The organism is Brochothrix sp. (genome assembly GCF_017549435.1).
Classification (GTDB): domain Bacteria; phylum Bacillota; class Bacilli; order Lactobacillales; family Listeriaceae; genus Brochothrix; species Brochothrix thermosphacta.
This window is the reverse complement of sequence record NZ_JAFYUW010000060.1, coordinates 1-9,733: the sequence shown is the minus strand read 5'-3', so window position 1 is coordinate 9,733 and position 9,733 is coordinate 1. Positions and strand designations below refer to the sequence as shown.

At 35.8% G+C, this 9,733-nt stretch carries 11 protein-coding genes and 1 riboswitch; of the genes, 7 read left to right on the top strand and 4 right to left on the bottom strand.

Annotated elements, in window-relative coordinates; all coding sequences use genetic code 11:
• Positions 1-91 precede the first annotated feature (91 nt).
• Together IKV95_RS04320 and IKV95_RS04315 are read right to left on the bottom strand one after the other, a co-directional pair.
• Entirely contained in the window at positions 92-766 is a 675-nt protein-coding gene (locus tag IKV95_RS04320) for an ABC transporter ATP-binding protein (protein WP_029091085.1), read from the bottom strand.
• 12 nt (positions 767-778) lie between these two features.
• Complete coding sequence (locus IKV95_RS04315) at positions 779-2,278, bottom strand: FtsX-like permease family protein (protein WP_069118301.1); 1,500 nt, start codon at positions 2,276-2,278, stop codon at positions 779-781.
• Positions 2,279-2,618: 340 nt separating this feature from the next.
• On the opposite strand from IKV95_RS04315, the gene IKV95_RS04310 reads away from it, so the two are divergent.
• The 3 genes from IKV95_RS04310 to IKV95_RS04300 are packed head-to-tail and all read left to right on the top strand — an operon-like array spanning position 2,619 to position 3,953.
• Complete coding sequence (locus IKV95_RS04310) at positions 2,619-3,170, top strand: GNAT family N-acetyltransferase (protein ID WP_069126182.1); 552 nt, start codon at positions 2,619-2,621, stop codon at positions 3,168-3,170.
• Positions 3,171-3,174: 4 nt separating this feature from the next.
• Entirely contained in the window at positions 3,175-3,543 is a 369-nt protein-coding gene (locus IKV95_RS04305) for an MmcQ/YjbR family DNA-binding protein (protein WP_069127503.1), read from the top strand.
• 29 nt (positions 3,544-3,572) lie between these two features.
• Positions 3,573-3,953, top strand: a complete 381-nt coding sequence (locus IKV95_RS04300; RefSeq protein WP_029091089.1) for a VOC family protein — start codon at positions 3,573-3,575, stop codon at positions 3,951-3,953.
• Between the two features lie 44 nt (positions 3,954-3,997).
• On the opposite strand, the gene IKV95_RS04295 is transcribed toward IKV95_RS04300, so the two are convergent.
• Positions 3,998-5,575, bottom strand: coding sequence for a glycosyltransferase family protein (locus IKV95_RS04295; protein ID WP_119904505.1), 1,578 nt, complete (start codon positions 5,573-5,575; stop codon positions 3,998-4,000).
• A gap of 172 nt (positions 5,576-5,747) precedes the next feature.
• Here IKV95_RS04295 and IKV95_RS04290 point away from each other — a divergent pair, with 172 nt between their 5' ends.
• The gene (locus IKV95_RS04290) at positions 5,748-6,140 is read left to right on the top strand and encodes a GtrA family protein (RefSeq protein ID WP_036027029.1); all 393 of its coding nucleotides are present in this window, start codon (positions 5,748-5,750) and stop codon (positions 6,138-6,140) included.
• A gap of 45 nt (positions 6,141-6,185) precedes the next feature.
• Positions 6,186-6,950 carry an alpha/beta fold hydrolase gene (locus IKV95_RS04285; RefSeq protein ID WP_029091092.1) on the top strand — a complete coding sequence of 255 codons (765 nt, stop codon included), beginning with the start codon at positions 6,186-6,188 and terminating at the stop codon, positions 6,948-6,950.
• 63 nt (positions 6,951-7,013) lie between these two features.
• Here IKV95_RS04285 and IKV95_RS04280 read toward each other — a convergent pair whose 3' ends face one another.
• Complete coding sequence (locus tag IKV95_RS04280) at positions 7,014-8,147, bottom strand: MFS transporter (RefSeq protein WP_287451434.1); 1,134 nt, start codon at positions 8,145-8,147, stop codon at positions 7,014-7,016.
• 124 nt (positions 8,148-8,271) lie between these two features.
• Here IKV95_RS04280 and IKV95_RS04275 point away from each other — a divergent pair, with 124 nt between their 5' ends.
• Positions 8,272-9,150, top strand: a complete 879-nt coding sequence (locus IKV95_RS04275) for a LysR substrate-binding domain-containing protein (protein ID WP_287451433.1) — start codon at positions 8,272-8,274, stop codon at positions 9,148-9,150.
• 56 nt (positions 9,151-9,206) lie between these two features.
• Positions 9,207-9,309: riboswitch (TPP riboswitch) on the top strand.
• A 110-nt stretch (positions 9,310-9,419) separates the two neighbouring features.
• Positions 9,420-9,733, top strand: a 314-nt coding sequence (locus IKV95_RS04270) for a hydroxyethylthiazole kinase (protein ID WP_287451435.1), incomplete at its 3' end; no start/stop codon positions are given.

The window sequence follows — 9,733 nt, the reverse complement described above, 5'->3', positions numbered from 1 at the left end:
TGTTTGTGACGATGTGGCTTTTTCAGAGTTTTCTTCTGCTTTTTTTTCAGTGCGTGAACGATAATTTTTATTATCGAAATTGGATAAAAAATCACTCATTTTGGCTGAAAGCCCCCTTATGCAGATAGTACGTTTCATCGGATAATTCTGCAATCTCTTTAGAGTGTGTAACAACAATAATACATTTATTGTGTTGATGAGCAAGTTCTTTGAAAATAGCAACGATTTCTTGTTCCATATCTTCATCGAGATTACCTGTCGGTTCATCGGCAAGAATAATATCAACATTTGTTGCTAGGGCACGCGCGATAGCGACACGCTGTTGTTCACCACCAGAAAGTTGTGTGACCACTCGTTTTGCTTTGTCATTATTTAAACCAATATAATCCAATAAATTTAAGGCTACTTCATTATGATCTGTGGGAATATCATTTGTAGTAATCGACATCGGAACTAAAACATTTTCAACAGCAGTTAAATAAGGAATCAAATTGTAACCCTGGAAAATAATACTCATATCATTGCGACGATACTCTTCGTAACCGATCGTTTTAATATCAACATCGTTGTATAATATTTGGCCTTTATGCGGTGTATCTAAGCCGCTAATCAATGAAAGAAAAGTTGATTTTCCCGAGCCAGATTGCCCAAGGATAGTATAAAATTTCCCTTTCTCAAATGCTAAATCGGTATCTTTGAGAATGAAACGTTGGCGATCGCCATCTTGATAAAAATAATCGACATCTTTGACTGTTAGTATACTCATGGTTTCACTTCCTTACATCATAATTTTTTTAGGATTTAATCGAAGAATATAAAGCATTGGTAGCGCAGTTGAAAGAATCACAGTCACAAGGCCAATGAGATAGAAGAAGGCAATGTAAGGACCATCAATTTTCACAGTATATGAATCTTTAACAGTATCAAAATCAATATCAGCATTAGCATTGCCAATTTGATTACCAGATATCATACCGCTATCTTGTTCCGTTTTTGTATCATTACTAATCAATGAAGTTGAAACGTTTTTCGCCAGTAAGTTCCCAGTGAAAAGCGAAATTGAAATAGCGATGAAGGCAACAATGAGAACTTCAATAAAGATTTGACCGATAATTTTTATTTTCTTTTCTCCAAGTGAAAGATAAATACCGAGTTCTTTTTTACGGTCGCGAATAAAGAGAATAATTACAAGCGTTAATATAATAATTGAAGCTGCTGCTGCAGTAATTAAAATATATTTAGAAAATTTGGCTACTTTATTCATAGAACCAGAAATTGTATCGTATTTATCTTGTGCGGAAATAATTGAATAGTGTTTTGGTAATAAGGGTGTTGCATCTGCTACAAAATCAGGCATTTGTTCAGGTTTTTTAATTACAAATGTTGATGAATAAGCCTCTTGACTAGCACCTTTTTTATAGTCAGCCAGTTCTTTTTCGCTCATACCATCAGCCATTGTGGTATCTTTTTCAAACGATTCTTTCACATAAGCTTGATTCATTCTTGAAACGGTCTTATTAGGTAGATAGAAAGTGTTGATAAGCTCGTTCGTTACCCATTCTTGTTCCATTTTTTTATCGTTGCTTAATTTTTTCTTTGATTCAATTTTAGTAGGTGTGAAAAGTCCCACTACTTTAAAAGAATTGACATGTGTAAATAATTTTTTTTCTTTGTCAGTTTTATCATCGTACGAAGTGTAGACATTATCTAAAACAAAGTTGTCACCAACTGAAATGTTATTGAGTTTGGCAACTTGGGAAGACATAATAATGACATTTTTACCATCTGCTACCTGTTCTTTAGTAAAGACACTTCCTGCATCTAACTTTATTTTATTCTCTTCAACATCAAGAAGATTGGCGTACTCAACACCTTTAGCTTGGAAACTGTTACCCATGTCTTCAGCGTTTTCTTCCTCATCTTTTGGTATAACTGCTTTTACTTTTTCGGAGGTATAATAATCCTCAATGTTATAATCGTAGTATTTTACAGAATCAAGTGCGCCGACTTTTTTAATCACATCAACACTTGGTGGTTCAGGAAATTCCGTATCTTCGTTACTATCTTTAAATAATTTTTCCATTGTTTCTTCAGACATATCAATGGTTGCTTGTGCACCCAATTGATCCTTAACTGTTTTTTCGACATTGTTTGTCGCTTGTGAAATCGAAACAGCACCTGCAATGACATTCCCTAAGATAAAGATAATTGCAAAAAGAAGAAGGGACTTGCCTTTTTTTCGTGAAATGCTAACTAATGCGCGCTTGAAAAAATTCATGTAAAAACTCCTTTTGTGGTTTGATTTTTATAGTAATTAGATGACGAGTAGCTAGTTTACTAACTAGTCATCAGTCTAAATATATCGTAAAGATATTTACAACAATGAACAGGATAAATTTTCCTAGAGCTTTGTTAGAAAGGGGTACAACTGTACTATAACATAGGGTACACTCAGGTGGAAGTTAAAAATGTAATATTTGTAATATTACTGTTAATTAAATGAATTATTTGATTAGTTATGTTAGTTAAATCTTTTATTTAAGGCGGACATTTTTGACGAATGTTTTTTCTATCCGTATAATTAAAGTTAAGAATGAATGTGCTTTAAAAGGAGCTCTATGAATATAAGAGAAATCGAGGCTGAAGCCTTTAAACAGATACATCAGAACTATGTTATGACAATGTTTCCACGCAATGAAATTAGAAGGTATTCAGGTTTGAAAAAATTGATGAAACGAGGGTGTTATTTTGTCTGGATATTGGAAAAAGCGGGTGAATTAATAGGTTTTGCAGCGGTATTAAGAGATCCAAAACAAAATATTGGTATTCTCGATTTGTTTGCGATTTTGCCAAAGCATCAACAAGATGGATATGGCAGTTATTTTTTACAGCGTTTACATAAGGAAGAAAACCTGCCTAATTTGTTGATTGAATGTGAATATCCGACAGATGAAAGTAAACAAAAGCGTATCGATTTTTATGAAAAAAATGGTGCGCAACGTAGTCCATATGATTGGCGCTCATTTGGCGTTAAATATGAAGTGCTCTATCTAACTAAAGATGAAATGAGCAGAGATGATAAAATCGTTGAACGTATTACAGATGTTTACGCGTTGACCTTACCCCCGCTATTGATTCGTCTATTAACACATTTGAAAAAAAGGAGTTGAGATAATGGTGAATGCAGGTGAATTATTGAAGGATATTGTGTCTGAATTGCCTGGTGCAATGATTGTCCATAAAGATGAATGGGGAGCAGATACTTTTCTGGTTGGTGGGAAAATATTTGCAATGAACGGCACCAACAAAACAGGACAAACGATTTTAACCGTTAAAGGTTTACCTTCTGATAATGAAGAGTTGGTTGAATTAAATGCAGCAATTTCACCAGGGTACTATATGAATAAAACACATTGGATTTCAATTTTATTGGAAGATGAATCGATTGGTGCACCCATAATAGAAAAATGTCTAAAACAATCGTACCAATTAATTTACGACAAGTTAACCAAGAAAATGAAGGCTGAGATTAACGAAGGTTAGTTCAAATAAAAGTAACTGGAGGTTATAAGATGAAACTTGATATGGTTGGTATCATTGTTAAAGATATGAAAGCATCGTTAGCTTTTTATCGTGCATTAGGTTTTAGTTTTCCAGATAATGCTGAGAAAGAGGCCTATGTTGAAGTGGATCAAGGCGGGGTCCGTTTATCATTTAATACGGAAGAAATGGTGACGCCGTTGTTTGGTGAGTTAGAAAAACCTAAAGGACAAAGGATTGAGTTAGCCTTTTTATGCGAAAACGTTCAGGAGTTAGATCGCTTATATGATAATGTTATCGCAAAAGGTTATCAAGGTGTTCGTGAACCATGGGATGCTTTCTGGGGGCAACGTTATTGTATCCTTGAAGATGTTGATGGAAATTTAATCAGCTTATTTGTGCCATTAGAATGAACGGAAGACATGTAGTAAGGCTGTTAGTGACAGTTTACTGCATGTTATTTTTTTGATTCAAACAACCAATAGTGGACTGTTTTCGTTTTTTTATCGCTATAATCAGCAACCAACTGATAATTTTTGTGTAAGAGAGCTGTGCCAACATCTTTTTCTTTGAGAGGGTGTTTGGTTTTTACAATAACGAACTGAGTGGTCTTCAATTTGATGTACTTATTTTGTGCGTCCATAATATCAGGATAAATCTCGTTCGATATGTTTTGTTTCATAAAGTAACGTACATTTGGAAGGAAATCCCCAGCAGTATAGACTCCGTAATCCAAAAATCCATAATTAAGGAGCGTTTGGTTGTTAGATTTTTTGATAATATTAGCGAAAATATGTTGGATAGTTTGAGGCGTTTTCGTAGAAATATTTTGTTTATTGTTGACCAGCGTGGAATTGTTAGGGAAAATTTTTGATTCTAAAATCAGTGGATTATTCATAAAAGTAAGCGCCATACTTACAAAAATAGCAATAAATAGATGACGGTGTGTTATTTCAAAAGTAATATTAATTAGTCTTTTTTTGATTGTTTTAAGGGCGGCAATAAAAGCGTAAATAACAAATGGTAAAAGTATGAGGAAATAATAAAGGTAGTTTTTCCCACCCCAATAAGCTGTAATGAATGTGAAACTGAACAGAGTTAATAGGAGTAATCTATCAATTAATCGTTTTGAAATCACGGTTGTGCAAAAGGCTGAAAAAAGCCCAACTATTAGCATCAATTTTAGAATGAGTGGTGCTTTTATGATGTTGCCAGCGGTGAATACGAACGAACGTATGATGCTGAAAAAAGCGTGTGTAGTAGGAGGGTAATAAAAGATATTAAAGTAAAAATAAACATCTATTAAATCAGTGATGGCTTGATGATAATAGAAATAAAAGAGAATGGGGATAGAAATCAAGCTGAAACCGCATAAACTAATTAGGGTGATTTTTAATAATAAAACGAATTCTTTTTTTATAAGTAGGAGACAGCAAATAAAGAAGAAAAAACCAATCCAAGGACCGATTAAGGTGTATTTCATCCAAAAGACAGCGCCTAAAGAAATACCTTGATATAAATAGCAACTGAGGCCATGCTGAAAAGTTTGAGAATGGATGATTTTGAAAGTGAAGTAAAGGAGACCAAAAATAAAGGGGGTAGAAAATTCTTCTGCAGAATCACCTGTTCGATAAAATAAGGTGATTAAAAGTAGCGGAGGTAAAAATAAGCTCATTAGCAATGCAATTTTGCGTGTAGTGTAGAGGGTGAAGGTTTTATAAGCAAACAATAATGATATAAATAAGCCAATACTTTGAAAAACATAGACACCAGTGAAATTTTTACGTTCAATGAGGTAGGCTCCGGCATGAATAAAATAGAGTAAAGGCCCTTTTTGTTCAAATAGATCTCTGTAGGGGATTAAGCCATGAATAATCCCTTTCCCAACTGTAAAGTAAGCATTGGAGTCAACCCAATCGTTAAGGTAAAATAAGGGTGATGATTTTGTGAAGAACAATAAGGTGAAAAAGGCGAAGCATAAAAGTATTAAATAATCATACCAAGGTGATTTTTGTTTTTCTTTAGCGCGTTGCATTAGTAGATCCTCCTATTGATTATTTAAAGGTTCAGCATAACAAATACTGTCGTTATTTGTAAACAGTTATGTGGTATTACCAGTTAAAAGAAGAACGCTTGTAAATTTGCAGAAACAATAGCAAAAGGTTATGATAAAACACAAAGTAAACAGTAAATAAAAGGAGTTCATAATGAGTAATAACAATAAAAAAGAAGCGTTTTTATACTTAGTAATGGGTGGTTTAACAACGTTAGTAAATATTGTAGCGTTTTATTGCTTAGACGAATATACAACAATAGAGCTTGCGGTCAGTGCAACCATAGCGAATATCTTAGCGATTATTTTCGCATACTTCAGCAATAAATTATGGGTATTTGAACGCATCGAAAAAGATACGAAAGGCACTGTAAAAGAGATTTTTCTTTTTTTAGGATTTCGTGGTGTATCGCTAGGGATTGACGTTGGTTTAACGGTATTAATGGTAAGCGTCTTTGGCATTATGGCACTGATAGCCAAGATTATTGCGAATGTTGTGGTTGTTATTGTTAACTATGCAGCGAGCAAATGGTTAATCTTTAAATAAACGCTATTTCGTTAACAAACGAAGGCTGATAAAAGGATGAGATAGATGAAGATAGCAGTACGTCATCGTTCAATTGAACGTATTCCAGTATTAGAAGTTGTATCAGAGGAGTCACGCTCAGAAGCATTACCCTTATTAATTTATTATCATGGTTGGCAATCGTCAAAGGAGCTTGTTTTAACGCAAGCACGTAAAATAGCGCGTTTGGGTGTGCGGGTAATTTTACCAGATGCAATGTTTCATGGTGAACGTAAGTTGGGAGAACCTTCTTCCATACCTTCGGTTACCTTTTGGTCGAGTATTCAGCATAATATTTTAGAATTCTCTGTTTTGGTTCGTTTCTTTGAAAAAAAACAGATGATTGAGAGGGATTTAATCGCTGTTGGTGGTGTGTCAATGGGCGGAATAACCACTTGTGCGTTATTAACGCAACACCCAGAAATACAAGCAGCGGCTTGTGTTATGGGGACGCCGAGTCCGCTGTCTTATATTGATTTAGTCATAAGTTCTGCAGCTAAACGACAGATAGCTGTACCTAAAGATTTACGATTGGCCTTATCCTGGGTGGGCCATTATGATTTAGCGCAACATCCAGAAATGATTGCGAATCGTCCCTTTTTATTTTGGCATGGCAAACTAGATGAAAAGATACCTTATGAAGCAGCCTATGATTTTTATAACACGATTAAAGCAGAAAAATATGCTCAAAATACTGTGTTTTTAACAGATGAGCATGAGCGTCATCTTGTTCGAGGAGATGTAATGGACCAAATCGCAGCTTTTTATGAAAAGAACTTTTTAAAAAAGTAAAGAGTACGGATTTATCTTCCAATTTATCTTCGATTAAAGAGCCCTTCGAATGAAGGGCTCTTTTTAGTATGAAGCTCTAACTAGTTTTATAACACTTGCTAACATAGTAACGATCAGGATAACTACCATTCCCCATGCGAGAGAGAAATTACCGAAGTAATCAATCATTAAACCGAATAGAAGCGGTCCACAAGCACCGATGATAAAACCGCCGAATTGCATAAGAGCAGAGAGAGAAATAGCTTCTTGAGACGTTTGCGCTCTTGTCATAGGTAGAAGCAATGCGAGTGGGAAGAGGCCGCCTGCACCGATGCCAAGAATAATAGTAGAAAACCAAGGTGATAAACCACCAATCAGGAATAAAACACCCAGAAGTTCGGCTATCCCGCAAAATATTAACCAAAGGTATTGTTTACCAAATCGAGTCACTAACAACGGAATGAGGAAACTCACAGGAATTTGTACACCTGTAAATACAGCTAATAATAAACCAGAGTGATAACGAGACATGCCAGTTGCTTGTACATAAGGTGATAACCATGCGGTAAGAATGTAGAAAATGGCTGCCATAAAACTGAAAAAGAGCATCATAGGAAAAGCTTGGTGCCATAATGAGGAAAGTTTAACAAGCTGATTTTTGTTAGTGGGACTATTTTTTATGAGTGGTAGTAGCAGTAGCGCAGCGATAACTGCCAACAATGACCAAAAACTCAAGGACATTTGCCAAGAGTCATTAAAGGCAGTGAAGAGGGGGATTGTAAAACTAGAGGCAACAGCAGCGCCAACAACCATTGATACTGAATAAAAACTCATCATTCCGTTATTTTCCGGGAAATGTTTCTTAATAAAGCCGGCAATTAGAGGGCCGACAATACCGATGCCGATACCTGCGATTAGAGCGGTTAATAATAAACTTGTTAATGAATCTACAAAGAAACGAGCAAGTGTAGCAACAAATAACAGTAACATTGCAATGAACAAGGCTTTTTCAACACTGAAACGTTGACTGATTTTGATCGCTAGCAATGAAAATAAACCCATACATAAAACGGGTAATGTGGTGATAAGACTTGCTGAACCGGCGCTTATATGTAAATCAGCTTGGATTTGGCCTAATAAGGGCCCAACAGATGTAATGGCAGGTCGTAAATTGAGTGAGACAAAAATAATAATGAGTATTAGATATAACTTTTTCATAGTGTAACTCCTTTAAATTGTGAATTATTTAGCGATATCATCAGTTTAGACTTGATTTAAACATACAACAATACTATTATTTGTATACAAACGATAGTTTTTAGCTATAGGAAGAGGTGGAATAATGGAATTGCGACATTTACACTATTTTTTAACATTATGTGAGGAATTACATTTTTCAGAAGCAGCTTTCAAAATCGGTATTTCACAACCAACTTTAAGTCAGCAGATCCGTGTGTTAGAGGGCGAGGTGGGCGTGCCTTTATTTGATCGTCTAGGTAAAAAAACAGTGCAAACAGAAGCCGGTTTGATTCTACAACGGTATGCTATCAAAGCAATTAAAGAATTGGAAAACGCCCAAACAGCGATAGATGATTTAAAAGATGCATACAGTGGGACATTGCATGTTGCAGTGCTACCTTCTGATTTGGATTATCATTTGACTGAATTATTAGTGGCCTTTCATCGTGACTTTCCGTCTGTCCATATCGAGGTAATCCCTTCAATTGATATTCCCAATAAAGTATTGCTTAATGAAGTAGATATTGGATTAGCCTTAGTGGAACCCGCACATTCACAATTAACAGCACGTCCAATTTTCAAAGAATCCTATTGCCTTTTTGTATCTAAAAAAAGTCACTTGGCGACACGGAAAAAAATTGAAATTAGTGAATTAGCAGATATACCATTGATTTTATACCCAAAAGGTTTTTATGGCCGTGATTTAATTGACCGTTGGTGTTTGACACAAGGCATTCGTGTAGAACCGATAATGGCACCTGGTTCTTCAACGGCCATCTTTCAATTGATTGAAGCGGGAGTTGGGGCTTCAATCCAACCCCATAAATTAATTGAAGCGTTTGAGGACAAAGATATGATAGCTATTCCAATAGAAGACGCACCACAACGGTCATTAGCCATTATTTATCGCAATGATCGTTACTTGAGTAAAGCGGCACAAAGGTTTATCACAGAACTCACCGACTATTTTCAAAAACAGTAAAAGTGCCACAACTTGCGACAATCTGTTAAGCGTGCTATTCTTTAAGTGAATTGAATCGATACCACTAGGGGGGCCTTTTTTAAGGCTGAGATAGGTTTGTCCTGACCCTTGGACCTGATCTGGTTAGTACCAGCGGAGGAAATGTGGCAGAAGTGAAGGGACACGTCTCGTTTGTGTTTCCTACGGTGAAGCCATTTTCTTTAAGAGAATGGCTTTTTTTGTTGTTTCTAGGTAACGTTCAATTAGTTGCAGAAGGAGGAGAAGAAAAAATGACACACTTATTGGAAAAGATGAGAGTAAACAACCCGTTGGTGCATAATATGACCAATCAAGTGGTAGCAAATGATGTCGCAAATGGTTTACTAGCAATGGGTGCTTCCCCGGTCATGGCTTATGCGGTTGAAGAAGTCGCTAGTATAGCAAGCATTTCCAAAGCACTTGTCCTTAATATTGGAACGTTAACATCTGCAGGTGTAGAAGCGATGATGATAGCAGGCACCGCTGCAAATAAAGCAGATGTACCAGTGGTATTAGATCCAGTCGGAGTCGGTGCAAGCAGCTACCGTCAAGAAAAGGTGCGTGA

What these genes read in the sequence shown, in the direction of transcription:
- IKV95_RS04310 (WP_069126182.1), top strand. Translation starts at nt 2,619, where the DNA reads ATGAATATAAGAGAAATCGAGGCTGAAGCCTTTAAACAGATACATCAG.
- IKV95_RS04300 (WP_029091089.1), top strand. Translation starts at nt 3,573, where the DNA reads ATGAAACTTGATATGGTTGGTATCATTGTTAAAGATATGAAAGCATCG.
- IKV95_RS04305 (WP_069127503.1), top strand. Translation starts at nt 3,175, where the DNA reads ATGGTGAATGCAGGTGAATTATTGAAGGATATTGTGTCTGAATTGCCT.
- IKV95_RS04285 (WP_029091092.1), top strand. Translation starts at nt 6,186, where the DNA reads ATGAAGATAGCAGTACGTCATCGTTCAATTGAACGTATTCCAGTATTA.
- IKV95_RS04280 (WP_287451434.1), bottom strand. Translation starts at nt 8,147, where the DNA reads ATGAAAAAGTTATATCTAATACTCATTATTATTTTTGTCTCACTCAAT.
- IKV95_RS04315 (WP_069118301.1), bottom strand. Translation starts at nt 2,278, where the DNA reads ATGAATTTTTTCAAGCGCGCATTAGTTAGCATTTCACGAAAAAAAGGC.
- IKV95_RS04295 (WP_119904505.1), bottom strand. Translation starts at nt 5,575, where the DNA reads ATGCAACGCGCTAAAGAAAAACAAAAATCACCTTGGTATGATTATTTA.
- IKV95_RS04320 (WP_029091085.1), bottom strand. Translation starts at nt 766, where the DNA reads ATGAGTATACTAACAGTCAAAGATGTCGATTATTTTTATCAAGATGGC.
- IKV95_RS04290 (WP_036027029.1), top strand. Translation starts at nt 5,748, where the DNA reads ATGAGTAATAACAATAAAAAAGAAGCGTTTTTATACTTAGTAATGGGT.
- IKV95_RS04275 (WP_287451433.1), top strand. Translation starts at nt 8,272, where the DNA reads ATGGAATTGCGACATTTACACTATTTTTTAACATTATGTGAGGAATTA.